The following is a 24735-nucleotide window of genomic DNA, read 5'->3' on the forward strand; positions in this document are numbered from 1 at the left end:
CGAAATCGGTTCGCACGGTCCTTGCCCGCCCGATTACCCTGAATGGACCTTCTGGCGACCGGAACCGGCAAGCGAGGCTGAACGGCGATGGCAGATCCCTTAGATCCCTTCATGCATTGCGAGCTGGTCACCTGGAGCCAGGTGTGCCGCCTTTCCTTACGCGTGGCCGGAAGTATCCGGGAGTCCGGGTTCCGGCCGGACGTCGTCGTGGCCATCGCCAGAGGCGGCTACGTGCCGGCGCGGCTCCTGTGCGATGCGCTCGGTCTGTATGATCTGCACAGCATCCGCATCGCACACTATGAGGCGGGCGCCCAAAAAATTTCGCAGGCGCGTTGTTATTCGCCGCCTCCCGCGAACGTCCGCGGCCTCAGGGTGCTGCTGGTCGATGATTGCAGCGACACCGGCGACACCCTCCAACTGGCCCTGGAGCAGCTTCGATGCTGTCAGCCCCAGGATGTCAAGGTCGCGGTGCTTCATCACAAGAAGGTCTCCCCCGTCCTGCCCGATTACTACGGCCGACAAATCGTCGCCTGGCGCTGGCTGATTTATCCCTGGGCCGTCGTCGAGGACCTGAGCGGGTTCATCGCCGTCATGAAGCCCTGTCCCGACACGCCGGAAGAGGCGGTCCATCAACTGCATCTGCGGCATGGAATCAAGGCGCCATTGAAAACGGTGGAGAACGTCCTGGCCTTGATGAGGCAACGGCAGGCCCCTTGAGCCAGGCACGGCCGCAAGCTTGAAAACAAGGTACTATCGACTCGGGCGGAAAAGGTCTATATGTTGGAAATCGAGCCCGAAGGATCGAGGGGAAAAATATGAAACTTGCTCCGCAAATCACGTTTCGAAACCTGTCGCCCTCCGAGGCGATGGAGCTGAACATCCGCGAACGGGCGGAAAAACTGGATTTGTTCTACGACGGGATCATGAGCTGCCGGGTGATGGTCGAGGCGTCCCACAGGCATCACCATCAAGGAAATGTCTACCACGTGCGCATCGATCTCACGGTACCCGGCCATGAACTGGCCGTCAGCCGGGACCCCGGCCTGGATCATGCCCACGAAGACGCCTATGTTGCGATCCGCGATGCCTTTGATGCGGCGCGCAGGCAGCTGGAAGATCTGGGACGGCGCCAGCGATCCCAGGTCAAGGCGCATGAGGCGCAGGCGCACGGCCAGATTTCCCAACTAAATCCAGCGGAGGGCTACGGCATCATCGAGACACCGGATGGCCGGGAAATCTATTTTCATCGGCACAGCGTAGTGAATTCGGACTTCGACGGGCTGGCCGTCGGCGAACCGGTGCGCTTCGCGGAAGAAATGGGCGATGAAGGACCGCAAGCCAGTTCGGTGTTGGTCGAAGGAAAGCACCACGTGATCGGATGAACGCCGGTTTGCGAATCCAAATGACGCTTCGTTTTGAGGGGTAACCGCCATGAGCAACCAGCTATTGCGAGACATCGAAACCGTAGCCCCGGAAAATCTGGACGATCTGTTCCTGGTCATGGCCAGGAATGTGGAAGAAAGCCTGAAGAAGGCAGGCGCGCGGCCCGGAATCGACTATTCCATCCTGGATCTCTACGAACTCGCTCAGCCCTTCGCCCTCGAGATTTTCAAGAAAAACATCGAGATCATGAACTACGCGGTCCGCTGGTGACCCGCCACGCCATGCAGCAGACGATACGGGTAGCCGTCGTTGGGTTCGGCCGGCTGGGGCGGGCCTGCGCCGAGGTCCTGACGCTGGACGATCATTTCGTGCCGGCCGGTTTCGTCCGGCGTCAGCAGACGGTGGCGGTTCCGCGGCCTCCGCGTTTCTCGGCCTGGCCGGCGGTGACCCACGTCAGCGAACTCGGAACAGTCGACGCCGCTCTGGTCTGTGTGCCGATCGCCCAGGTGCGGGAGGTGTCACGCGAACTGCTGCAGCAAGGCATCCCGGTGGTGGAATGCGCGCGCTTCGAGGGCAGGGACCTCGCGGAACACAAGGAAGAGATGGGACGCATGGCCGCCCTATACGAAACCCCGGCCATCGTCGGCGCCGGCTGGGAACCCGGCGCGCTGTCGCTGTTCCGCGGCCTCTTCGCCCTGCTCACCCCGAAAGGGGACACCGAGACGACCCACCGGCCGGCCGGAACCAGCCTCCACCATTCCACGGTGGCCCGGGCCGTGCCGGGCGTGAAGGATGCCCTGTGCACCGAGCTGCACGTTCCCGGTGGCAAGCAGCAGCGCTATCTGTACGTGGAGTTGGACGAGGGCGCCGAGTTCGCCCGGGTTGAATCGGCGCTCCGCAGCGATCCGCTGTTCCTGGGGGAGGAAACGCTGGTATTCCAGGTGGACGACGTTTCCGCCCTGGAGGACGAGGGACAGGGCGTCCTCCTCAAGCGTTACGGCACAGCGGCGCGGACGGCCCACCAGCTGCTGCTGTTCGAGGCCCGCGTTTCGGAACTGGCGCTCAGCGCGCAGTGCATGGCGGCCGCCGCCCGCGCCCTCCCGGGGCTCAAGGCCCGCGCCTACTCTCTGTTCGACCTGCCGCCGGGCGCGTTGTGGGGCCAGCTGCGCGCCGAAGCCGAGCGGCAATGGCTCTGACCGCCGGACCGGACGATCTCCGGCGCCCGCCACGTTGAGAGCCCGGCCGCAAGTTGGTTTCAATTGTTTCAACCCGCTTTTTTCGCACCGCCGTTCCCGGCATACTCCGCCCGCTACAGCGAATCGAGGCACGCGCATGGCGGAAAATGGAAGCTTGTTGGTGGTCGATGACGAGCCGGAACTCACCGAAATCCTCTCCGAATATTTCGCCGGCCAGAATTATGCCGTGTGCGCCGCCGGCGATGCCGCGGAGGCACGCAAGGTTTTCGCCGAATGCGCCCCGGACCTCGCCATCCTCGACATCCACATGCCGGGCGAGGACGGCCTTTCCCTCGCCCGCTGGATTCGCGAACACCACAGCGGCGTCGGCATCATCATGCTGACCACCGCCGCCGAAGTGGTGGACCGGGTGGTCGGGCTGGAAATGGGCGCGGATGACTACATCCCCAAGCCCTTCGAGCTGCGCGAGCTGCTGGCCCGTGTGAGAAGCGTGCTGCGCCGGCGCCTGGAAGGGCGTACGCCCGACCGGAGCAAACCCGGGCGGATGAAATTCGGCCGGTGCGAACTCGACCTGGCGCAGCACAAGCTGTTCGACGCCGACGGCGAGGGACTGCCGCTGACCGCGATGGAATACGACCTGCTCAAGGTGTTCTCCGACAACCCCAACCGCGTGCTCAACCGCGACCAGCTCATGGAGCTGGCTCACCACCGCGGCTGGGACGTGTTCGACCGCTCCATCGACCTGCGCATCATGCGGCTGCGCCGCAAGATCGAACCCGATCCGGAAAAGCCCGAAGTCATCAAGACCATACGCGGCAAGGGTTACCTATACGTCAGCCCGTGACATGAAGCCGCATCGTCCGGCCGGCGAGGCCGCTGCCTCGGACACGCGCCTGGCCCGGCGCTACCGCTCCCTGCTGCTGGCCATCGCCCTGCCGCTGTTCGCGCTGATCGCCATCCTGGCGCTGATGCAGTATCGCCAGCAGCGCGAAGCCCATCTGCGCGTCCTCGCGGAAACCACCGCCAGCGGAACCGTCGCGCTGGAAAATCTCGCCAAGGCCACTGCGGATTATGTCGCCGACCTGCGCAGCTACATGGAAACCGAGCTGGGACGCCCGAACCCGGGCACGGCGGGGCGCCTGCAGGCCTACTACGGGCCCCGCACGACGCGGCACGGCGTCGACGGCTACAACCTGGACGGCTTGCCCTCCGAGCTGCGGGACCGGACCGGGCAGATCTGGGGAGACGCGGCGGGCCACGATTCCGGTGCCGTTCGCGATCTGCTCCGGATCGGCGAAGACTTCTTCAGCCGCGCCAACACGGTCCACCGGCTCGAACCTTTCCTCAGGTGGTCCTACTTCATGTCGGCCGGGCGGGAAATCGTGTACACCTTCCCCTGGCTGCCCAGCCGGGAGGTCCTCGACGGGACCGGCTTCCCCGGCCAGCGCGCGATGATGCAGGCCTGGTACGAAAACACCATCTACCGGCTGGCGCTGCCCGCCGGGAACCCCGAAAACCGGCCCTACTGGTCGCCCGCCTACCTGGGCGAAGGGGAAAGCGGAGCATTGATTTCCTATGCCGCGCCGCTGACCGTGTACGGCGAGTTGCGCGGCATCGTGGGAACCGCGCTCAACCTCCCGACACTGACCGACGTCCTGCGCCAACCGGCCGGGAGCAAGGCGCGGATGTGGCTGATCGACCGGAACGGCGTGCTGCTGGCCGATACTTCGGGTATGCCGGAAAAGGTCCTGATGACGCTCCGGATGCGGCTGCCCGCCGGCGTCACCGCCGAAGACGTGGAGCGCGCGCTCGAGAGCGGAGGCTCGCCTACCGAGGCGGACGGGCACCAGCTCATCGCCCGCCCCGTCGGCCATACGCCCTGGACGCTGGTCACCCTGGCGAGCGAGGCCGAGATCCGGGCGTTGCTGCTGCCGCGCTTCCTGCCCTACCTGATCATCTCGGCGGCGCTTGCCGGCGCTTTCCTGACCGCACTGCTTGCGCTGCGGCGAGAGTTCATCCAGCCGGCCCTGGCCCTGGTGCAGTACATCCAGCGCATTTCGCGCTCCGAGACAGAAGCCGAACCGGCGGTGCCGCGTCTCTGGCAGCCCTGGGTGGAGCTGGTCACCCGGACTTTCTCCGGCCACCGCGAAGCCGCCCGCCGCCAGCGGGAAAGCGAAACGCTCAAGGCCGCCGTGGTCGACCACGCGCTGGCCGCCATCATCACCACCGACGGCGACGGCGTGATCATCGAGTACAACCCCGCGGCCGAAACCATCTTCGGCGTCGATCGCGAAAACGCGCTCGGGCGCCCGGTCTCCGACATCATCATTCCCGAACGCAACCGCGAAGCCCATCGGCAAGGCATGGCAAGACTGCGGGCGGGCGGCGCGCCGCGCATCATCGGGCACCGCATGGAACTGCGCGCCCTGCGCGGCGACGGCAGCGAATTCCCGGTGGAAATGGTGCTGTCGCGTTCGGACGTCGGCGGCAAGGTGTTCTACACCGCCTTCCTGATGGACATATCCGACAAGGCGGCGAGGGAAGAAGAGCTCGCCCGCCAGCGCGAGCGGCTGCGGCAGGGCGAAAAGCTTTCGGCCATGGGCATGCTGCTGGCCGGCGTCGCCCACGAACTCAACAACCCCCTGGCGATCCTCATAGGCCGCGCCGGCCTGTTGGAAAGCAAATGCCATGACGACTCGCTGCGCGGCGACGTCGAGAAGATCCAGACCGCCGCCAAGCGCTGCGGCAACATCGTGCGGACCTTCCTCGGCATGGCGCGCCAGCGTCCCATGGAAAAGCGCCCCGTGCAGATCAACGACCTGGTCAGCGGGGCGCTGGACATGCTCGGCTACAGCCTGCGCAACCACGGCATCAAGACCGTCACAGCGTTGGACCCGCAATTGCCCGAAATACTCGCCGACGGCGACCAGATCGGCCAAATCGTGCTCAACCTGCTGGTCAACGCCCAGCAGGCCCTGGCCGGCTGCGGCGACAACCGCCAGATACGGGTCGGCAGCGGACGCGACGAAGAGGCGGGTCTGCTCTGGCTGCGCATCGTCGACACCGGACCCGGCGTGCCGCCGGACGCAGCCCCGCGCGTCTTCGACCCGTTCTTCACGACCAAGCCCGAAGGCGCCGGCACTGGGATGGGCCTGTCCTTCTCCCGTTCGGTGGCGCGGGAGCATGGCGGCGACCTGGTCCTGGAAGCCGGCGGCGCAGGCGCCAGCTTCCTGCTGACCCTGCCCCTCCAGACCCGCGGCGATGCGGACACAGCCGCGGAGCCCGAAACGCCCCCCTCCCAACAGGGACATGACGCCAGGATACTGGTGGTCGACGACGAGAAGGAAATTCTCGATCTCGTGCGGGAAATCCTGGGCAGCGCCGGCTATCCGATCGCGGCGGCGGAATCCGGCGCCGAAGCACTGGCGCTGCTCGCGGGTGAACGCTTCGATGCGGTCATCTCGGATCTGCGCATGCCCGGCCTGGACGGCCCCGCGCTGCGGCGCGAAGTCGCCTTGCACCATCCGGAACTGGAGCAGCGATTCATCTTTCTGACCGGCGACACCCTGTCCAGCAACGCCGCCCACTATCTCGCGGAAACCGGCTGTCCCTACCTGGAAAAACCGTTCGCCCCCGCCGAACTGCTGGGACAATTGAAGCAAGTGCTGGACCGCTGACCGGCTATCGGCGCAGCGTCCACACGTCCGGCTTGAAATCATTGAAACAAAATCGGCCGTTGGGGAAATCGGTTTGAAACCCGAGCCTGCCAGAGTATGGGCTCATCATTCGTGAGCAGAGGAAGCTCGGGGGAACTGAAGACGCCGCTCAGGGCGCCCGGAACCTCTCCTCACGAAACCGATCGACTATGAACGCCCCGCGACCTGCCGTCGGGGCGATGCGGAGGCTACTGGAACGATGAATCCAACCGATTCGGCAACGTCGGCCCGGCGATGGTCCGCCGTGCTCCTGGCGGCCACCTGGGTATTCGCCGCCCAGGCCCGGTCCGAGACGCCGGCGACCGCCGGAATAACCGGGACCTGGCGCTTCACTCATGCCTTGCCGGCGCCTTGGGGAAAAGCCCTTGCCGGCTCGCCCGATCTGGCCGGCAAGACCCTGACCGTGACGGCCAAAAGCATCGACGGCCCCCGACCTTTCGCCTGCAAAGGCGTCCATGCCGACACGGTCGAATATCCGGCCCCCGCGCTGTTTCAGGGCGTCTTGCCGGAACCCGCCGAACGTGCCGCCCAGACGCTGGGCCTGAACCGCTTTCCGGTACCCAGCACGTCCTTGCGCTGCAGCACCGGCATCTTCGAATTTCACCGTGCCGACCGCGATACGCTGCTGGTCGGCCTGGACAACCGGGTATGGACGCTGTCGCGCGCACCGGGCGCAACAGCCCCGGACACTGCGCCGGAGAGCGTGGTCGAGCGCCTGCTGGAAGCGCATTTCGGCGGCGACATGGGTTTCTCGCCGCAGAGCGCCGAACGCAAGAAGCCGTATCTGTCCGCGGGCTTGCGGAAGGCCGTCGCCGATTATTTCGGCCATCCGGAAAAGCCGGGCGAAGTGCCTGCCATCGACGGCGATCCCTTCACCGACAGCCAGGAATATCCCACCCGCTTCGCGGTCGGCCGTGCGGACGTCGAGGGAAATTACGCCCAAGTCGAAGTGACATTCGCCGACGCCCGGCGCAGCGGCACGCTGCGCTACCGGCTGAACCGCGAGGCCAGGGGCTGGCGACTCGACGACGTCGTCTATCCCGACGGCCGCACCCTGAGAGGTCTGCTGCGATGACGCGCGACGGCGAACCGGGGGCGCAGGATCTGCCGCAGACCGGCGACTATCCGGTGATGCGCTACGACGACAAAGGCCAATTCATTGGCGACCCCGAGCAGGCGGCGACAGGGGAGCCTCCGCCGGCGGAGTCCGAAGCGATGCGGCGCTTCCGCGCCAGCATGGTGATGGACTATGAAAAATGGCACGACGGCATCGGCTACGACCTCGCGACGCTGGCGGAAATGAGTGCCGGTGAGCGGCATGAGGTGGAAGTCCTGATCTTGAGCGGCGGCATAGCCGACTGGCGCGACGTCGAAGCGCTGGCGGCGCTGGATAGCGAAACGGCGCGCACCGCGCTCCACCGGGCCGGGCAATCCGGACCGCTGACGGTTCGCTTGGCAGTGGCGCATCGAGTGCCGGAACTGCTGGACGACGCGGAGAAGACGGCCTGTATCGTCGAAGCCTTGCGGACCGCGACCTGGTTCGACGGATTGCGCAAGGCCATTGATCGGGCCGAGGTTTTTCATCCTCCCGAGGTCATCGCCGCCTTGTGGGAAGGCCTGGAGCGACGCAGCGGGGACGCGGCCGTGCATTTCGCGGCGCTGCTGTGCCACCTGCACGGCTTGGCCTCGTCGCCTTTCGACAGGGCGCTGCGGCCGTTGTTTCTGAGCTTCAACACCGTGGATGCCGGTGCGCGGCGGGCGGCCATCGCGGAATTGCGGCGGCGCATCCAGGAGGCGCAGCGATGAACACGGCTCGGTCGGCCCGGTGGGCGGCTTTGGGTTCGGCATCGGCCGGCAGTGCCGTGGCGGCCAGGGCCGCCGGATTCGACGCCGAAAGTTCGGGAAACTCACCGTGAAGCGCCTCGTATTTTCCATCGGCCGCGGATTGGCCTGTGTTTTAGGCGCGCTGCTGGCCGGCTGCGGCTCGAAAAACGCCCTCGAGGCGCAGCCCGTGCTCAAACGCGTCGACCGGTACGGCGAGATCGAGGTCGCGATTCACACACGGCAGGCGCGCAGCGCGAACTACGACACCGCCGTCGACGACGAATCCTGGTCGCTGCGCTGGCGCGGCGAGCCGCTGCTCATCGACAGCTTCGGCGGCATGTGGCTGGACCAGCCGATCCGGACCGGCGCCATCAACACCGTCTTCGTGATCGGCGCGGGCGCTTCTCCGGATCTCGTCGTCAACGTCGGAGACCCGAACAACGCCAGCGTATTTCACCTGCTGCACCAGGCGGAAGGCCGGCTGTCGGCGCCACTGCTGTGCAGGAGCCTGGGGGCCGACAACGCGGTCCGCGTACTGGACGGCAAGGAGGCGGGACGCAGGTTCGAAGGGCCGAACTATGCATCGCTGCCGGACGCCGGCCATATCCTGCTCGGCAACGCCTGCGTCTACGAAACGGCGACACGGCGGGCCCTGGAAATCCCCCGCACGCCCGACGACGTTTATTTTCCCTACGGTTCCAGCAGCATGGTCCTTTCCCCCGACGGACGTTCGATGGCGCGGATCGGCGTCCTGTCCGAGTCGAACACCCCGGTCATGCTGATCGCCGACCTCGGCGGGGCGGGCTGGACCCGTCTGCCGGTCGATCCCGCGCGCATGCGTTACACCGATTTTCATGCCATCGACGCGGCCTGGATCGCCCACCATTTCGAGTGGCGGCGCGGCGCCGACGGCCGCGACCATCTGATCGAGCGTGCCGGCTTCGAGCCGCTGCCCCCGCGCGGGCGCTTTCTCGAAAATGCGGCCCAGTACGACGTTCCCCAGGCGGTAACGCCTCAACACGAAGACCTGGGTGAATTTCTGGCCCGGCGTTTCCGCGGCCGGCGGCTGCCGCCCGAGGCGAACACGGGGGACGGTGTATTGCGCTATGAGGTCGAACAGGAAGTCGTGTTCGTGACCGGCGCCGGCTTTTTCATTGCGATGACAGCCCAAACTTATTGGCCGGGCCAGCCGGGCGATCCGCAACGGCAAAAGGCCCTGATCCGCCGCATCGGCGAAGCGTTCGACGCAGAGCTCGCGCAAGGCCGCCACGCGGCGCTGTTCGTCCCCGCTATCGACTGACGGCGATCGCCTTTCCGGAGGGCCGTGGATTGTACCGGCAACGCAATTCGCTGACGGGTGGCCGACGAGGAGCAGAAGAGGCTGCCTTCAGACATCCCTTTCGGGTTTGCCCCTGCCGTCGGCTAGTGGTTATATTCGCCCATGAAATGGGCATTACGGATACTTTCTCAGGGGACTTTCACCCCATCAATTCGTGGCCACGTCGGGCGTAAACACGCCGCTCCATTTGACGCTCGTTCCGCTGTGCTTCATTCATGCGAATGCGCTTGCCCGTTGAGCACCCTAGTCGAACAAAACCTATGCAATACAGTTACCGAGACGACTTGGCCTATATTCACAATGCTGGCTTCGGCCATCTGGCGACGAGCGCTGCTCTCATGCTTATCGAGGAATTGCGGCGTGCCGGAATTCGGGGCGGAATCGTGGTCGACCTGGGGTGTGGCAGTGGAATCCTGGCGCGCTTGCTTCATGACGCCGGCTATGAAGTTGTCGGAATCGACCTGTCCCAGTCACTCGTCGAGATGGCGCGCAGCCGAGTTCCCGAAGCGGTATTCCGCGTCGGTTCCTTTGCGACAGAAGACATCCCGCCCTGCGTTGCCGTGACGGCTATCGGCGAGGTTCTAAATTACGCTTTCGATGCGGCCAATTGCACTGCCGTTCGAGCCGGGGTATTTGGCCGGATTTACGCCGCGCTTGCTCCAGGCGGACTGCTGGCCTTCGATATGGCCGGGCCTGCTCGCGCTTCTTCTGACAGCCCACAGCGGACATTTACCGAGGGCTCCGATTGGGCCGTGCTTATGGAAGCAGAAATCGATCGCACCCACAGTTTACTTACGCGGCGCATAACGACCTTTCGGAAACTCGGGGAGCTTTATCGCCGTGATTTCGAGACGCATCTGCTCCAGTTGGTCGACCCGGTAGATGTCGTGGCGCCGTTGCAGCGGATCGGCTTTTGCGTTCAGACGTTGGCTTGCTACGGCTCGCTAGCCTTACCACAGGGCCTCGTCGGATTTCTGGCAAGAAAGCCTCGCGACCTCGACGCCCAATCGGGTAACCGGGGTGTTTAGCCCCTGGCTTCCCAGCCGGTCGGCGGCAGGAGGGGCGGGGTGGCATCTGACAGCCGGTGCCGGCCCGGTGCGGCTCTACCGTACGATGTCGGCTCCAGCCGTCCTTCCATTCATCATCGGCCTCATCGCAGCATTCCTCCTGCCGTAAGCAGCAAAGACATGATTCTTGAAATCGCCGATCTTCAAGTCCGCTCAGGCCAAACGACTGAGTTTGAAACCGCATTTAGCGAAGCGCAACGCATCATCTCCTCCATGCCTGGCTACCTGGGCCATGAGCTCCAGCGCTGCATTGAGCAATCCAATCGCTACGTGCTCCTTGTTCGCTGGCAAACCGTCGAGCATCACGAGATAGGCTTTCGCAAATCGCAGCAGTATCAAGAATGGCGCAGATTGCTCCACCACTTCTACGATCCATTCCCAACGGTGTTGCACTATGAGCAGATCGCTGGCTCCGGGCCTTGAGGGATAGCATGCCTGAGTCCCGCCGGGTCGCGCGGCAGATGATCCCAACCACGATCATGGCGGCCCCCGATGAACTGCAGGAGCCCTTGCGTGCCAAGGCCCGCATGCAGTTCCTCCGGACCTTGCCGGGAAGGCGGCCGACCTGACCGACTACCGCCAAGTCGCTTCAGCTTATCGCATCGCCCTCAGACCCCTTTCCCGGCGCCATCTGGAAGCGCACGACGAGACCGGCGCCCCGGATGCCATGAAGGACTACCGGCGACCGCTGGAACGCCACGGCAGATGAAGCCGAGCCCTTGCGCAAGCCGGCCTGAAACGATTGAAACCAAATTCCGCCGCCCCTGAAGCACGACTGATACAGCCGGTCGTCAAACTACTTCACAGCAAAACGGAGAATCCTTCCCGGCACGGGATTCCCGCCGCGAGACGCCGCAGATCCAACCGGGAAGGCCGGTCCGGCGACCGAAGCCTCCCGATTCACAATGTCAGAGGAGCCAAGCCATGATCGCTCGAATACCCTGCCGCATCGCGACCGGCGCCAAACGTCTGCTGAAATGCTCGGGAGGGCTGGCCGCCGTCCTGCTGGCCGTCTCCGGCGCCGCGCTGAGTGGCGAGCCGGGCCTCGACCAGACCCGCGCCATGGCGGGATGGATCACGCCGGGCGATGCACCGGGCTTTCCGGTCACGATCACCGCGCCGGGACGTTACAGGTTGACCTCGGACTTGGTCGTCCCAGCCGGCACCAATGGCATCGTCATACGCGCAGACAATGTCGTCATCGACCTCAACGGCTTCGCCATCCGCGGACCGGCGCGATGCACCGAAGGCAAGGGCTGCGCCGATTTCACCGCAGGCATCTCGCAGCCTGAAGAACATTTTGGCGCGCGGGTCGCCAACGGTACCGTCGAAGGCTTTCGCACCGGCGTCGAGCTCAAGAGCGAGGATAACCGGGTCGAAAACCTGGCAGCCGTCGACACCCAGTTCGGATTCGTTCTCGAAGAGGAAGTGACCGTAGATGCCGACCCGCCCGTGGACGAAACCGCCGAATTCCCATGGAGCAAGCCGGCGCCCCTGGCCGGCAATCCGGGCATCGACGCGACCGATCCGGAGATCCTGCCGGAAACCGGCGGCCCGGAGGTCCGAGCCGTCTTCAGAGTGCCAGCGAGCGCGGTCGGCGCGATCTCGTTGTAACGCTCGACTCGCAAAGCACGGAAGGAGCCCCACATGAGAAAGTCCTGCGCTCTCGCCGCCTCGATCGCCCAGGCCTGGGATACCGTCCAGGCCGCGGCCGGACGCTGACGCGCTAGGCCAAGGCCTGCGCCAAGCAGCAGGCCGATGCCGCCGCGGCACTGCCTGTCAGGTCGTCCGGGCCGCCCTGCCCTCTGCCGGCGGCCGCGGGGGAACCCTCTGAAACAGACGAAACAAAAAAGCTCACGTCCCGAAACCGGATTGATACCGGACGAAGCGAAACTGTAACCGGTGACAACGGAGGCGAGCGCAAAGCTTGCCCGGCCCGCAAGACAAGACGAAAGCATCGACGAAACCCCGAGCACCCTAACCCCTGGCCGTAACCGCGCGACAAGGAAACGAGAAAAATGAGAATCGACCCGCAGCATCGCCCTCTCCATTCCCCTTCGCACCGGCCCATCGCCAGCATTGCCAGCCAACGCAAATCCATGACCGCCAGCCCGCCGCTCTCCTCCGTGGTCAAAGACTACATCCGCGCCCGGCACGGCAAAGTGCGGTTCGAACGGCTCCGGCAGGCCGAACATCATCTGCTGAGCTTTATCCAAACGGCAGGGGACAAACCGGTCTCGGAATACCGCAGAAAGGAAGTCGAGCACTTCGTGGCGGAACTGGTCCAAGCGCAGGGCTTGTCCGCGTCGACTGTCAATGGTTACCTCGCCTCGCTTTCCGCCCTGTTCAACTGGGTCACCGCCCACAGCAGCCGCTATGGCCTGCATGCCAACCCCTGCAAAGGCTGCAGGCTCCCGCCGGATACCGTTGCGGCGGAACAGCGGCAGCAGTCCGGCGACAAACCCTTCAGCCGGGAACAGCTACGGACCTTCTTCGAATCGGAAGAATCGCTGGCCGGTATCGATACGCCTTACAAATACTGGATTCCATTGATCCAGCTCTTTACCGGCGCCCGGATCGGCGAAATCTGCCAGCTCAAGCCCGGCGACTTCGTATTGCTGCGAGGCCGCATTCCCGCACTGCAGTTCTTGGTTTCCAACTCCCGGCGCCATGCCGCGCGAGCCGTACCGCTCCATCCGAAACTGATCGAGCTCGGCTTCATCGCCTATGCCGAAAACCTGGAAGGCCATGACACGCTATGGCCCGGATTGAAAATCCCCTACGCCGGCAGCAAGGGGCAAAACCTGGGCATGTGGCTGGACCGCCACCTGAAAAAGCTCGGCTTGAAATGCACCGGGCGCAGAACCGACGTGTTCCGCTCGACCTTCGTGGACCGCCTGAAACGGCAAGGCGTCGGGAGCGCACATAGCCAGGCCCTACTGGGCCAAGCGGACGCAAATGGCGCCAGTGCGCCCCAAACACCCATGTGGATGTCCCATCCCAATCTACTCCTGAACGCCATTGCAAAACTCGACTACGGCGTCGAATTCGAGAATTACCGAATGCGGTGAAACGTCCTCATGAATACTATGCTCTACCGCCATTCAACGGGCGCGCTGATCTTCGGATGCGTAGCATCTCGTCGCCACCTTTTTGCAATTCGTAGTTCACCATTTCCACGTTCGCGAGAAACCCCATTGCCGTGACCGCTTTCATCACTGGCTGCACATAGGGCGATCTTTCCAGCATAAGCGTGAGCAGCGGAAATATCCGAACCTCTGCAGCCACTCGCAACATTTCGAGAATGGACGCCAGATGAAATTCATATGACAAATGTCCGGAGTACAGAAACAATAAATGGGAACAAAGCGCCAGCTCGAACCTGCCGTCTTCAAAGTCCAGCCCGGGCAACTCGCCCACGAGATAACGACCATCGGCTTTTCCTCCGTCGTAATCTGCAATGAAACGGCGCAACACTCGTCTCCGGTTTTGCTTCAAATAATCCGGCGAACCATGATAAGACCAAACCCAATCAGCCGGGGTCGACTTGACTTGCTCAATGATGTCATCCACCACTGCATCAAATTGCCTTTCGATCTCTTCCGCTTGAAATACGTACAAGGGGTCGATCGAAACGACTGATTTGCCCAGCCCCCACATCTCCGCATTAAAGCTCGCGGGACCATCGCCCACACCGACAATAGCTTTTTCCAAATCTCCTTCGGATAGAGCGAACATGTTTTTGTATTCGTCCAGCGAACGCCCGAACGGAACGACCTTTTCAAGCTTCATTACCATATCATCTGCCCAATTGGCGAACGTACCTAATTATCGCGCGCGCACCTCGCGCCACAACGCCGCGTCAGCGGTCCAAGGTGAAACGCCTTGCCCGCCTTTACTTCGACTCGAGTACTCTCCCCAAGAAACCCCGAATGTACTCCGCAATTTCCACGGGCTTTTCCTCGACCGCGAAATGACCCGCATCCAGCATATGCAACTCGGCATCCGGAAGGTCTTGAAGGTACGCATAGGCTCCCGCGGCGATAAATGCCGGATCGTTCCTTCCCCAGAGAATAAGCGTAGGGGGCCGCCTTTTGCGCAGGAACGCCTGCCATTTGGGATAGGCGAGGATGTTGTTGTAGTAGTCCTGAAACAGCTGAACCTGGATCTTTCTGTCCTTATCGCTCTGCAAGAACGTCAAATCATGGGTCCAGCTATCCGGACTCATCGTGTCTTCCCTACCTTTGACATCCCTCAGGTATTGCTTCGCGACGATCGCTTCCCGGCTGACGAACGCAAAGAGCGAATCGACTTTTTTTGGCGAACGATCGCGATTTGCCGTTCTAAAGAATTCCTGTCGAGCATCCGTCAAACCGGCCAGATAAGCATTTGCGTTCTGCGCGATCAGCGCCTGCACCGACTCCGGTGACTTTAGCATCACCCGGTACCCCACAGGCGCGCCGAAATCCTGCATATACAGGACAAACTTTCCGATCTTCAGCTCCGCCAGCAGGCCGGATATATGCTCTGCCAGCAGATCGAATGTGTACGGCGCCTTGTCGGGGTCCGGGTGGTCGCTGTATCCAGACCCGAGGTAGTCCGGAGCAATGACGTGGAACCGGCCGGAAAGCAGTGGGATCAACTCCCGGTAGGTATGCGAAGACGAGGGAAAACCGTGAAGCAATACAATGGTAGGCTTGGATGCGTCTCCTGCCTCCCGAAAAAATATTCTCCGCCCATCGACTTTCTGATACCGGTAATGCGTCTTTTTAGGCCATTCCAGATCTCGTTCAGCGGAAATTGAAGCCGCACTGAATAACATAAGCACAGAAAGTATTATCGTCATCCTATGATGAGCTCCAGCCATGGGCATCAACTCAGTTTGTTCGCGGATGTCAGATCGACATGCCGCCTCCAGCGCGTCCAAATACTCGGTGAGTCTCATTATCTATCTTGACGCCTTGGTGCGGAGCGGAGGCGCACCTGCCGAGATGCCATTGTTCCGGCAAATTCGATTCCTCTGCCCCGGCCTTGAAATTTCGGAAAAGCCTGCAAGGTGGAGGTGACTTGGCCTCAGCCATCGGGGATTGCTCTTCAAGCTCCAGTGTGGCGGGCACCCAATAGTATGGGCGGCACGAATCGGATTTAGTCCCAATAACCCATAGTCCCCTCGAACATTGGCATGTTATTCGGAATTCCCGCCTCGAAGACATTAATCGTACATCATCCGCCATGTTGACCTTGGTAAGCAGCTTGCCATTATCATTAAATGTCCGAGACTCGTTAATGATATTACACCTCCAGATCTTTGGCGTCGGACTCACCTCCAGCGATCCACAATTGAAAGTCACCGGAAAACTGACCAACTTACCTCCATATAGGTTCGCCCAATGGGCGACCAGACCCATGTGAGCGCCTGTTTCACTTGGACGAACGGCATTGGTCGCGGGCGGCGAAAGCAAATTGGGCGCGCTGACATCCACCGTTCCGGTCGCTGCTGCGATGGCCACAAAGTCATAACCAATCGGCGCAAACACATGTTTTCCATGCGCGCTGTAAGCCGTCTGCTTTCCGCCGAATACCGACGCGACCAAGTCAACCCATGGATTGACGAGTCCTCCCTGCTTCTCTACATCAATTACGATCCGCTCAGTACTGGCACCTTGAATCGTATAACAGACAGAGGCGGCATCGGCTGTCTCGAGCGGAGCTCCGACTCCAAACGCCACGACCAAACTAGAGATACTCAAGGGGACAATGAGATTTTTCACGACGTTATTCCTTCGCAATTTACGAATAATATTAATACAATCAAATATATAAGAATATTTGAATGCTTTATTGCGGCTCGCAAACATTAAGCACAGTTAAGCCATGACTCGCATGAATGACAAGCTGCTTTGCGCCAGGAGCCACGAATTTGACTATTTTATTGCCCTATTCAGAGAAACAAGGCGTTCGACAAAGATGGTGGCATGGAGCGCCCTCCGAGTCTTGGACCGTAGCGCGCCCCTTGCTTGGACAATGGTGCAGTCTGTTCGATGGGAATGCGCGTTATACTTTAAATACTCAACAAGGACTTTTGCGCCCGAAAGGCACCGGGAGCCTCGCCGAAACGACGACGGAACTGCCGGTAAAAATAGGAAATGTCGCTGAACCCTGAATCAAAAGCGATATCCGCGATGCCGAGGTGCAGATATTTCGGATCTTCCAGCAGCCGCCTCGCCCGCTCCAGCCGAAGACGGTTCAGCAGATGAGTGAAACTCTCGCCGGTTTCATCCATCAGGTCGAAGAAATATCTTCTTGAAATGTTCAATGCGCCGGCAACCTCATCGACCGACAGGCTCTGACGCCTGTAGTTCTTTTCAAGATAATGGCCCAATGCGGCCTGACGCGCTGCACGCACCCCGCCGGCCCGCCCTTCCCGCTCCATATCTCGACACTGGCCAAACATATATATTAGGATGTCCAGGACATGCTCGCCTACGAGGCGGCTCAGATCAGGATCGTCGCGGATATTGTCGCACTCGATGGAACTGAGATAGGTATTTAGCAGCCTCAGGCTTGCCGAGTCGCCAATGGGAGTCATCAGCAAACGATCGGCCCGCGGCAACCTTTTCAGCAGCACCAGCCGGGGAATGCTCAAGCAGACATACTCGGCATATTCTCGCAGCGACGATGAGGCGACCAGCCCATCGAACACGGTCCCTGCGTTGACCAATGTGACGCCGGGCCCGTCCAAAACGACCCTCCTCTGGGACTGAACGTGTTCCCAGCGGCCGGCAACGTTGATATTGAATGCGAAATCGTCACGCCCATCCGCAGCAATCAGTTTAGGCGTCCTACGATAGGTTCCCGTCGTCTCTATACTCCGAACAAAACTCACACTCCCAAACTTGGTGAACTTCGCCTTGTTAAAAAAAGGGCGTGGGTCAATGGAGCATAAATCCATGCCCGCTATTCTTAAAGAAATCATTTCACGCCACATTTGGAAGCGATCCTTTTCAGGCAAATCACTGCTAGAAAATACCGTACCGTTGCCGAACATCGCGCTCCCCCTTTACCGCTAGTCTCTTCAGATTCTGTGCAAAGCCGCCGCTCATGGTTCCCACCTACAGTCCAGGTGAACCGACGGAAATCTCCAGCCTAAACCAGTCCCCCAAGTTAGTGTCGCGACACAGTTGATGTCGCGCCAGGCCGCGGCATTACAGGGCCGAGTGCAAAGGTGATGCTATCACCGCAAGCTCCAGTTCTTATGCACTCCAGGCCAACCGCTCTACGTATTGCCGTCCAAGACTTGGAGGTTGCTCTGATGCTCTCATTAGAAAGCCGATGGCGCCGCTTATTGCGGATTAACCCATATATTTCTTGATGAGGACCCAGAAATGAAAACAATCTCGCTTGTCACCGCGCAAACACCACTCGGCTCATCCTCACGTCAATTTTCCAGGGCCACCACTGCAATGGCGGTAGTCGCCACGCTCTGGTTGGCCTTTGCCGGCGATTTTGCTCATGCGGGGCAGACGATCGGCGGTCCGAGCGATCCTGCTCCACCGCTACCGCCTCCGATCGCCGGCGACAATTTCGGTTACTTCAGCGTCCGCCCCGATCTGCGCAAGTGTGCTTCGCCCGCGTGCGGCGGCGTCTTTGTGCAGCGCGTCAATCACCTTACCACCCGATGTGCCGACGGGAAGCTACGCCCGGAATGTTACGTTGCCGGCGTTTCCCTGCAGGCCCTCAACCTACCCGCCGATCAAGAAGACTCAGTACAGGTTCGCGTCAAGAACGGCACGGTACTGCTGAAAGGCCAGTTGATCGTCAAGCCGTTCTCACCGTTGAACACGCCCGGCCTGTTCGATGCGACGGAAGTCTGGCTGGCCGCGACCGACGTACGTCCTACCGGTACCTTCTTCCGGGCGGTGGATACCGGGATCGTATGCGCCGCCGCGCCTTGCCTGTCTTTCCAGGAGTTCAAACTCAACGCCTATGGGCAAACCGAGATCGCGGGCGTCGATTTGAGCCTGGTAGGCGCCAACGACGAGCTACTGGGCTTGGCTCACGAGGCCTTGCGGACGGAGGAAGGCATCCTGGTCGCCGGCAAGCACAAGGTCGTGAGCGGTCCCGCGGGCGAAGCGTCGGCCCTCGTCGCCAGCCAGTTCTATCTCCCCGTGGATAGCGGAAAGCCCGAAAAGTAAATCTGCCCTACTTGTACGGCGGAGCGATCCCTCGTTCGCCCCGCTGCCGGGTCAACAGCCCTTATGTCGAACGAATTCGTAATCCAGTGGAGGAATCAAATCATGAACCTTTTCTTTAAAACCCTGACCGGCACTTTCGCGGTCCTGCTCTTTCAGGCTACTCCCTTGCCTGCGGCCGAGACCGGACCGCTCCATCTCGCTATGACAAACCAAGGTTGCCGCCCCGGCACCAGCCCAGTCCAGTTGGACGACGGTAGCTCAGTATGCGCCGAGGTGATTGAAGTTTCGGCCGGGAGCGGTGGTGGGGGAAATCCTGCCCTCAATCTCCCCGACCGTCGTGGTGGCGGTAGTTCGGACTGGGCCGAGCCTGAACCGTACGACGACGGACGGGGTGGCGGTGATTGGAGCGAAGAGACCAAGGCTAGGACCCGCGTAGAGAAACAGCTAAAAGCCGAGAAAAAGAATTGCCTCGACCAGCTTCATGGTGATTGGAAAAGGTACAAATTCAGCACGAATGTTTATCGGGCGCGGTGTCAATGGCCAAGTCCGATACGATCTGACGAATTCATCTCTAGGCTCTATGACGGCTCAACAGGCTCATCTTTCAGGCAGTGCTATTACAAGGCCAACGTGACGGGCGCACAAGATGCAGTCCGTTGCGAATACCCAGACCACAGTCCATGTGCTGTCCCCCCCAGCAAGCAACCCCCGATGTGCACAGAAGATGAGCCATCCAATTATTGACCCATCCTTGAACAGAGCGTTGCGCTGAGGCCGCGGCCTACAAGCCATCCATCCGAACTCCGAGGCGACCAGATGACAAACGTCCGTCGATCTCGGAATTAACCCGAACCTATGAATTAAGAGGATCGAGACATGAACGCCAACCAATTCGACATTCCTTCAAATTTACCGCGGCCATCCCTGAGTCCATTGCGCAGAGCGCCCATTTTCACGGCATTGTCCGCCGCACTCTTCCTATCGGTAGGCGGCCATTCCGCCCCGGCGAATGCCGTGACCTATACCGTGACGGACCTCGGCGTCGTTAACGGCGGGATCTTGAGCTCCGGTTGGGGCATCAATGCCGGCGGACAAGTCACCGGAACTTTCTACACCGCCGGCGGGGCCTTCGGCCCGGAGGCGCATGCCTTTGTCACCCAGAACGGGGCGATGATCGATCTCGGCACCCTGGGCGGGCACGAAAGCCATGGCTCGGGCATTAACGACGCCGGAGTAGTCGCCGGAGATGCCGACACCGGCGAAGGGTATCCGCACGCTGTCGTCATCGAGGGAGGGACGATGTACGATCTCGGCACCCTCGGCGGGGTCTTCAGCCGCGCCTATGGCATCAACGCCTACGGCCAAGTCACCGGGGACGCCGGCGCCGCCGACGGACACGCCCACGCCTTCGTCGCCCAGTACGGGGCGATGTTCGACCTCGGCACCCTCGGCGGAACCTCCAGCCACGGCTACGGCATCAACGCCAGCGGACAAATCACCGGGGAATCCGACACCGCCGGCGGGGACTCGCATGCCTTTGTCTTCCAGAACGGGGCGATGATCGATCTCGGCAGTCTAGGCGGGCGCTACAGCGCGGGTTATGCCATCAACGCCGGTGGGCAGGTCGTCGGCTATTCCGAGACCGCCACTGGGACGAGACATGCCTTCGCCATTTGGGGCGGGGCCATGACCGATCTGGGCACCCTCGGCGGGAACTGGAGCGAAGCTTGGGGCATCAACACCCAGGGACAAGTCGTCGGATTTTCGTACACTGCGAACGGCGTCAAGCACGCGTTTTTAGCCCAAGGCAGCGGTATGACCGATCTCAATAGCCTGATCGCCAACAACCCCGGGTGGACGCTGGAAAGTGCCAATGCCATCAACGACAGCGGCCAAATTACCGGCACAGGCACCAATCCCACGGGGCAAAGGCATGCCTTCCTGTTGACCCCTGTACCTCCCCCGGTTGATCCCTGTCCCGCCTTGTTGTTCGAAATCGAGGAATTGGAGAACGACCTGCAGAACGAGACGAATGTCAACGAGCGAAAAAGAATCCTCCGTCGATTGGGCCCGTTGAGGACAAGGGCGCGCCAACTCGGGTGCCGTTAAACACAAACCGGGAACAGCACCGGAGGGACAAGGCTGACGACCGGTTTTCTCCATAGAGTCCACCCCGGTTTGTTCAAAACCTTGAAAGGCTGGCAAGCAGCGCCGAAATACCGAGGTCCTGATTGCCAGCCCATTCTCTCCCCGCGCAGTCCGATAAATCCTGGTAATGCATCGGAGCGAGGAGAGGTGAATCGCCCCGATGAATCCTGCCGTTTCGGGGTTTATGAAAACTCCATCTTGGGCAGTGATTCCGACCGTCTTTTTAACAAAGGCGATGGGTCATCGGAATCATGAGTTAGTCCATGGATTGGATGATCGTGCAGTTCGGTCGACGGGAATGCGCGTTATACTTCAAGCGCTCAACAAGGATTTTTTCGCCCGAAAGGCACCGGGAGCCTCGCCGAAGCGGCGACGGAATTGCCGGTAAAAATAGGAAATGTCGCTGAACCCTGAATCAAAGGCGATGTCGGCTATGCCGAGGTTCAGATATTTCGGATCTTCCAGCAGCCGCCTCGCCCGTTCCAGCCGAAGACGGTTCAGCATTTCAGTGAAACTCTCGCCGGTTTCATCCATCAGGTCGAAGAAATATCTTCTTGAAATATTCAACGCCCTGGCAACCTCGTCGACCGACAGGCTCTGACACCTGTAGTTCTTTTCAAGATAATGGCCCAATGCGGCCAGCCGCGCTGCACGCACTCCGCCGGCCAGCCCTTCCCCGTCGACGTCTCGGCACCGGCCCAGCATATATATCAGGATGTCCAGGACATGCTCGCCTACGAGGCGGCTCAGATCGGGATCATCGCTGATGTTGTCGCGCTCGATGGAGCGGAGATAGGTATTCAGCAGCCTCAGGCTTGCCGGGTCGCCGATGGGAGTCATCAGCAAACGGTCGGCCCGCGGAAACCTTTTCAGCAGCACCTGCCGAGGGATGCTCAAACTGACATACTCGGCATATTCTCCCAGCACCGATGAGGCGACCACCCCTTCCGACGCGGTGCCTATATTGACCAATGTGACGCCGGGCCCGTCCAGAACGACCCGCCTCTGGGACTGGGCGTGTTCCCAGCGGCCGGCAACGTTGATATTGAATGCGAAATCGTCACGCCCATCCGCAGCAATCAATTTGGAGGTCCTATGATATTTTCCTGTCGTCATCATACCCCGAGCCAATTTCCCGCACCCCAAGCTGAAGAACTTCGCACGGTAAAAGAACGGTCGCGGATCTGCGTGGGAGCAATCCAGGCCCATCATTTTTAATGAAATCATCTCGCGCCACATTGGGTAGCGATCCTTTTCAGGCAATTCGTCGCTGGAAATAACCAAGCCCGTCCCATTCATCTCATTAACCTTCTTACCGCTGACCTCTTCCAATCCTCTGCAGAGCTACCCGCCGCAGCCGCAGATGCAATTCGGGTGAACTGTCGAAAATTCCAACCCAACACCCTCCCCGGCGATTTACAGGCGTGACAGACCCGATATCGCGCCAGGACACAATCGTGCGGCGCCGACCACGGTTCCACGGGCGATGCTATCACTGCAAGCTCCAGTTCTTATGCACTCCTGGCCAACCGCCTACGTATTGCTGTCCAAGACTTGGCGGCTGATCCGATGCTCTCATTAGCAGGCCGGCGGCTCCGTTCTGAAACGTTTCCCCGGTTCCGGTTTGCTGTTTCGCTTCCCTAGCGGGAACGGCAAATCGGCTGCGATGGCTCCATCGCAAATACCAAGAACTCGACAAAGCACACTCCCAACCCAAAGGACAACATCATGAAATACGGTAACCCCACGCAAACCAGGCGTCGCATCCGATCCATCGCCTGCGTCGCCGCCCTCGCCGGCTCGGCTCCGCTGGCCGCTTTCGCCGATTTCGTCAGACCGCCAGCCGTACCTCCGGGAATCGTGGTGTCGGCGGACCACAAGGCGTTCCTGAAAGCTCACGCACTGGGCACCCAGAACTACATTTGCCTCCCATCGGAATCCGGTTTCGCCTGGACCTTCTTCGGGCCTCAGGCCACCTTGTTCAGCCGCAATGACCAGCAGGTCGCCACCCATTTTCTGAGCCCCAATCCGGAGGAGGACGGCGAGCCTCGCGCTACCTGGCAGCATTCGCGGGATTCGAGCACCGTCTGGGCCAAGATTCTCAGACCTTCTGACGACCCCGCCTTCGTTGCACCGGGCGCGATTCCCTGGCTCCTGCTCAAGCGGATGGGATCCCAGGACGGCCCAACCGGCGGCAACAAGCTGACGCCGACTACCTACATCCAGCGGATCAACACCTCGGGAGGCGTGGAGCCAGCGACCGGCTGCAGCGAGTCGTCCGACGTCGGCAAGAAAGCGCTGGTGCCTTACGAGGCCGACTACGTCTTCTATTACAAGCCCGCCGAAATCAGGTACTAAGGATAGGACCGAAAATAACTTCCCTGAATGACCGAACGATATTTTCGTTCAAAGCTCCGTCATGCCGGCAAGGATCGCCGGCATCCAGGCTACATGGATGTTTCCAGGCCTTTCTATCCCTGGAACCTGGGTTCCGGCACAAATCCGCCGGGAGCGGATTTGCATTTACCCGAAGGGCGGCAGGCAGGATGGCCTGCCGTGAATCCATGCCGGACCGACGGAGAGGCTTATTGATAAGCGCACAGGGTTCTCCACTGAAGCCCGAGCAGCGCTGCGACTAATTGTTTGTCCCTTACGATACAGGAGAAATACTCATGAATACAAAAGCGAAGCACGTTGTGACTACTACGTTCGGCAGTCTGATTGCGATAGCACTGTTGGTACCGCAAACCGCAGTCGCCGAAGATGCAAAAATATATCATGGAGCCATGTGTCAGGCGGGTGCCGGCGATGCCATTCAATTTTTTGTTAATGGATCTTTGAACATCGATCCCAACAGCGGACATTCTGTTACTTGCCCGGTCGTTCGTGACAGCGTAAACAAAGGCATCAATTCCGCGTCCATTACCGCAGTAGATAACTCGCCAGTCGAGGACGTTGAGTGCGTCCTTTCTTCCGCTAGAGCCGATGGCAATGCTGTCTCATCCTCAAGACGTACGACCTCCGGCATAAACACAGCTCCCCAGACCTTGCAGTTCGGCACCCTATCCGCGGTCAGTGGCGGTTTCTATTTGATCACTTGCAGGATCCCAAAGGCGCAGCCAGCAGGCGCCGGCGGTTTCAATTACAGCCGCATTCTTTCGTATCGGGTCAACGAGAATGATTGAGGACACCGCGCTGAACGCCGCTCCCCAATGGCAACCCATCGCACCACCCGATAATGGATGTCTAAACCTAACACCATCTTCCACGGCGCTATCGGCTGAAGCCAAAAAAACCCACGCGACAAACTTTTTACCAAGATGGGAGAAATACTCATGAATACAAACGTGAAGCACATTGTGACTAGAACGTTAGGCAGTCTGGTTGCGATGGCGCTGTTGGAGCCGCAACCCGCGGCCGCCGAAGATGCTAAAACATATCCAGGGACAATGTGTCGACCATACATCGGAAAAGCTGCCAAATTTTTTGTTGGCAGTTCGAATACCGATCCCAACAGTGGATATTTTATCACTTGCCCAGTCGTTCGGGACAGTGTGAACACGGGCATCAATTCCGCGTCTATTACCGTAGTAGATAACTCACCAGTTGAAAACGTTGAGTGCGAACTTTTTTCCGCTAGACCCGATACCATTACTGTCGCATCCTCAAGACGTACAAGCTCCGGCACAAACTCAGCCCCCCAGACCCTGCAGTTCGGCAGCCTATCCGCGGTCAGCGGTGGCTTCTATTACATCACCTGCTGGATCCCCAAAGCACAACCAGCGGGCTCCGGCGGCTTCAATTACAGCCGCATTGTGTCGTACCGAGTCAACGAGAAAGACTAGGACTCTGTGCCAAGCGCCACTC

The 24735-nt window shown here is 60.7% G+C and carries 24 protein-coding genes; 19 read left to right on the forward strand and 5 right to left on the reverse strand.

The genetic code is table 11. From position 1 onward, the window contains the following. Positions 1-87: 87 nt before the first annotated feature. The 14 genes from OOT43_RS10740 (at position 88) to OOT43_RS10805 (ending at position 13596) form a co-directional block, all read left to right on the forward strand. Positions 88-717: a phosphoribosyltransferase gene (locus OOT43_RS10740; protein WP_266020575.1), complete on the forward strand. Its 630-nt coding sequence runs from the start codon at positions 88-90 to the stop codon at positions 715-717. Between the two features lie 98 nt (positions 718-815). Continuing rightward, complete coding sequence (locus OOT43_RS10745; RefSeq protein ID WP_266020576.1) at positions 816-1382, forward strand: HPF/RaiA family ribosome-associated protein; 567 nt, start codon at positions 816-818, stop codon at positions 1380-1382. A 49-nt stretch (positions 1383-1431) separates the two neighbouring features. After that, positions 1432-1653, forward strand: coding sequence for a hypothetical protein (locus OOT43_RS10750; protein ID WP_266020577.1), 222 nt, complete (start codon positions 1432-1434; stop codon positions 1651-1653). 11 nt (positions 1654-1664) lie between these two features. Continuing rightward, positions 1665-2579, forward strand: coding sequence for a hypothetical protein (locus OOT43_RS10755; protein WP_266020578.1), 915 nt, complete (start codon positions 1665-1667; stop codon positions 2577-2579). 136 nt (positions 2580-2715) lie between these two features. Next, positions 2716-3423: a response regulator gene (locus OOT43_RS10760; protein ID WP_266020579.1), complete on the forward strand. Its 708-nt coding sequence runs from the start codon at positions 2716-2718 to the stop codon at positions 3421-3423. 1 nt (position 3424) lies between these two features. Then, positions 3425-6256 (forward strand): hybrid sensor histidine kinase/response regulator, encoded by a 2832-nt coding sequence (locus tag OOT43_RS10765; protein WP_266020580.1) that lies wholly within the window; start codon positions 3425-3427, stop codon positions 6254-6256. Positions 6257-6494: 238 nt separating this feature from the next. Beyond that, complete coding sequence (locus tag OOT43_RS10770; RefSeq protein WP_266020581.1) at positions 6495-7370, forward strand: DUF3828 domain-containing protein; 876 nt, start codon at positions 6495-6497, stop codon at positions 7368-7370. Then, on the forward strand, positions 7367-8101 hold the full coding sequence (locus OOT43_RS10775) for a hypothetical protein (RefSeq protein ID WP_266020582.1): 735 nt from the start codon (positions 7367-7369) through the stop codon (positions 8099-8101). Before OOT43_RS10770 ends, OOT43_RS10775 begins: the two co-directional genes overlap by 4 nt. Positions 8102-8207: 106 nt before the next feature. Beyond that, positions 8208-9419 carry a hypothetical protein gene (locus OOT43_RS10780; protein WP_266020583.1) on the forward strand — a complete coding sequence of 404 codons (1212 nt, stop codon included), beginning with the start codon at positions 8208-8210 and terminating at the stop codon, positions 9417-9419. Positions 9420-9718: 299 nt separating this feature from the next. Then, positions 9719-10486 carry a class I SAM-dependent methyltransferase gene (locus tag OOT43_RS10785; RefSeq protein ID WP_266020584.1) on the forward strand — a complete coding sequence of 256 codons (768 nt, stop codon included), beginning with the start codon at positions 9719-9721 and terminating at the stop codon, positions 10484-10486. A gap of 159 nt (positions 10487-10645) precedes the next feature. Then, entirely contained in the window at positions 10646-10948 is a 303-nt protein-coding gene (locus OOT43_RS10790; protein ID WP_266020585.1) for an antibiotic biosynthesis monooxygenase family protein, read from the forward strand. Positions 10949-10956: 8 nt separating this feature from the next. Further along, complete coding sequence (locus tag OOT43_RS10795) at positions 10957-11094, forward strand: hypothetical protein (RefSeq protein ID WP_266020586.1); 138 nt, start codon at positions 10957-10959, stop codon at positions 11092-11094. A 355-nt stretch (positions 11095-11449) separates the two neighbouring features. Further along, on the forward strand, positions 11450-12139 hold the full coding sequence (locus OOT43_RS10800) for a right-handed parallel beta-helix repeat-containing protein (protein ID WP_266020587.1): 690 nt from the start codon (positions 11450-11452) through the stop codon (positions 12137-12139). 404 nt (positions 12140-12543) lie between these two features. After that, positions 12544-13596, forward strand: a complete 1053-nt coding sequence (locus tag OOT43_RS10805) for a phage integrase N-terminal SAM-like domain-containing protein (protein WP_266020588.1) — start codon at positions 12544-12546, stop codon at positions 13594-13596. 16 nt (positions 13597-13612) lie between these two features. Here the strand turns inward: OOT43_RS10805 and OOT43_RS10810 are convergent, their stop codons facing one another. From OOT43_RS10810 to OOT43_RS10825, 4 genes are all read right to left on the reverse strand, one after another. Then, complete coding sequence (locus OOT43_RS10810; RefSeq protein ID WP_266020589.1) at positions 13613-14317, reverse strand: SAM-dependent methyltransferase; 705 nt, start codon at positions 14315-14317, stop codon at positions 13613-13615. 103 nt (positions 14318-14420) lie between these two features. Next, the gene (locus OOT43_RS10815; protein WP_266020590.1) at positions 14421-15470 is read right to left on the reverse strand and encodes an alpha/beta fold hydrolase; all 1050 of its coding nucleotides are present in this window, start codon (positions 15468-15470) and stop codon (positions 14421-14423) included. Next, positions 15421-16296 carry a hypothetical protein gene (locus tag OOT43_RS10820; RefSeq protein WP_266020591.1) on the reverse strand — a complete coding sequence of 292 codons (876 nt, stop codon included), beginning with the start codon at positions 16294-16296 and terminating at the stop codon, positions 15421-15423. Before OOT43_RS10820 ends, OOT43_RS10815 begins: the two co-directional genes overlap by 50 nt. 290 nt (positions 16297-16586) lie before the next feature. Continuing rightward, positions 16587-17573: an AraC family transcriptional regulator gene (locus OOT43_RS10825; RefSeq protein WP_266020592.1), complete on the reverse strand. Its 987-nt coding sequence runs from the start codon at positions 17571-17573 to the stop codon at positions 16587-16589. Between the two features lie 415 nt (positions 17574-17988). Here OOT43_RS10825 and OOT43_RS10830 point away from each other — a divergent pair, with 415 nt between their 5' ends. Both OOT43_RS10830 and OOT43_RS10835 read left to right on the forward strand, forming a co-directional pair. Further along, the gene (locus OOT43_RS10830; RefSeq protein WP_266020593.1) at positions 17989-18720 is read left to right on the forward strand and encodes a DUF6748 domain-containing protein; all 732 of its coding nucleotides are present in this window, start codon (positions 17989-17991) and stop codon (positions 18718-18720) included. Between the two features lie 876 nt (positions 18721-19596). After that, positions 19597-20829, forward strand: coding sequence for a hypothetical protein (locus tag OOT43_RS10835; protein ID WP_266020594.1), 1233 nt, complete (start codon positions 19597-19599; stop codon positions 20827-20829). A 351-nt stretch (positions 20830-21180) separates the two neighbouring features. On the opposite strand, the gene OOT43_RS10840 is transcribed toward OOT43_RS10835, so the two are convergent. Further along, on the reverse strand, positions 21181-22200 hold the full coding sequence (locus OOT43_RS10840; RefSeq protein WP_266020595.1) for an AraC family transcriptional regulator: 1020 nt from the start codon (positions 22198-22200) through the stop codon (positions 21181-21183). Between the two features lie 396 nt (positions 22201-22596). Between OOT43_RS10840 and OOT43_RS10845 the strand changes: the two genes are divergently transcribed. From OOT43_RS10845 to OOT43_RS10855, 3 genes are all read left to right on the forward strand, one after another. Beyond that, the gene (locus OOT43_RS10845) at positions 22597-23226 is read left to right on the forward strand and encodes a DUF3455 domain-containing protein (protein ID WP_266020596.1); all 630 of its coding nucleotides are present in this window, start codon (positions 22597-22599) and stop codon (positions 23224-23226) included. Positions 23227-23540: 314 nt separating this feature from the next. Beyond that, complete coding sequence (locus tag OOT43_RS10850) at positions 23541-24053, forward strand: hypothetical protein (protein WP_266020597.1); 513 nt, start codon at positions 23541-23543, stop codon at positions 24051-24053. Between the two features lie 150 nt (positions 24054-24203). After that, positions 24204-24713: a hypothetical protein gene (locus OOT43_RS10855; protein WP_266020598.1), complete on the forward strand. Its 510-nt coding sequence runs from the start codon at positions 24204-24206 to the stop codon at positions 24711-24713. Positions 24714-24735 lie beyond the last annotated feature (22 nt).

The sequence above is a fragment of the Methylococcus mesophilus genome (genome assembly GCF_026247885.1).
Lineage (GTDB): Bacteria > Pseudomonadota > Gammaproteobacteria > Methylococcales > Methylococcaceae > Methylococcus > Methylococcus mesophilus.

Coding starts and splice junctions, on each gene's coding strand:
- OOT43_RS10740 (WP_266020575.1), top strand. CDS start 88: ATGGCAGATCCCTTAGATCCCTTCATGCATTGCGAGCTGGTCACCTGG.
- OOT43_RS10745 (WP_266020576.1), top strand. CDS start 816: ATGAAACTTGCTCCGCAAATCACGTTTCGAAACCTGTCGCCCTCCGAG.
- OOT43_RS10750 (WP_266020577.1), top strand. CDS start 1,432: ATGAGCAACCAGCTATTGCGAGACATCGAAACCGTAGCCCCGGAAAAT.
- OOT43_RS10755 (WP_266020578.1), top strand. CDS start 1,665: ATGCAGCAGACGATACGGGTAGCCGTCGTTGGGTTCGGCCGGCTGGGG.
- OOT43_RS10760 (WP_266020579.1), top strand. CDS start 2,716: ATGGCGGAAAATGGAAGCTTGTTGGTGGTCGATGACGAGCCGGAACTC.
- OOT43_RS10765 (WP_266020580.1), top strand. CDS start 3,425: ATGAAGCCGCATCGTCCGGCCGGCGAGGCCGCTGCCTCGGACACGCGC.
- OOT43_RS10770 (WP_266020581.1), top strand. CDS start 6,495: ATGAATCCAACCGATTCGGCAACGTCGGCCCGGCGATGGTCCGCCGTG.
- OOT43_RS10775 (WP_266020582.1), top strand. CDS start 7,367: ATGACGCGCGACGGCGAACCGGGGGCGCAGGATCTGCCGCAGACCGGC.
- OOT43_RS10785 (WP_266020584.1), top strand. CDS start 9,719: ATGCAATACAGTTACCGAGACGACTTGGCCTATATTCACAATGCTGGC.
- OOT43_RS10790 (WP_266020585.1), top strand. CDS start 10,646: ATGATTCTTGAAATCGCCGATCTTCAAGTCCGCTCAGGCCAAACGACT.
- OOT43_RS10795 (WP_266020586.1), top strand. CDS start 10,957: ATGCCTGAGTCCCGCCGGGTCGCGCGGCAGATGATCCCAACCACGATC.
- OOT43_RS10800 (WP_266020587.1), top strand. CDS start 11,450: ATGATCGCTCGAATACCCTGCCGCATCGCGACCGGCGCCAAACGTCTG.
- OOT43_RS10805 (WP_266020588.1), top strand. CDS start 12,544: ATGAGAATCGACCCGCAGCATCGCCCTCTCCATTCCCCTTCGCACCGG.
- OOT43_RS10810 (WP_266020589.1), bottom strand. CDS start 14,317: ATGAAGCTTGAAAAGGTCGTTCCGTTCGGGCGTTCGCTGGACGAATAC.
- OOT43_RS10815 (WP_266020590.1), bottom strand. CDS start 15,470: ATGAGACTCACCGAGTATTTGGACGCGCTGGAGGCGGCATGTCGATCT.
- OOT43_RS10825 (WP_266020592.1), bottom strand. CDS start 17,573: ATGTTCGGCAACGGTACGGTATTTTCTAGCAGTGATTTGCCTGAAAAG.
- OOT43_RS10830 (WP_266020593.1), top strand. CDS start 17,989: ATGGCGGTAGTCGCCACGCTCTGGTTGGCCTTTGCCGGCGATTTTGCT.
- OOT43_RS10835 (WP_266020594.1), top strand. CDS start 19,597: ATGAACGCCAACCAATTCGACATTCCTTCAAATTTACCGCGGCCATCC.
- OOT43_RS10845 (WP_266020596.1), top strand. CDS start 22,597: ATGAAATACGGTAACCCCACGCAAACCAGGCGTCGCATCCGATCCATC.
- OOT43_RS10850 (WP_266020597.1), top strand. CDS start 23,541: ATGAATACAAAAGCGAAGCACGTTGTGACTACTACGTTCGGCAGTCTG.
- OOT43_RS10855 (WP_266020598.1), top strand. CDS start 24,204: ATGAATACAAACGTGAAGCACATTGTGACTAGAACGTTAGGCAGTCTG.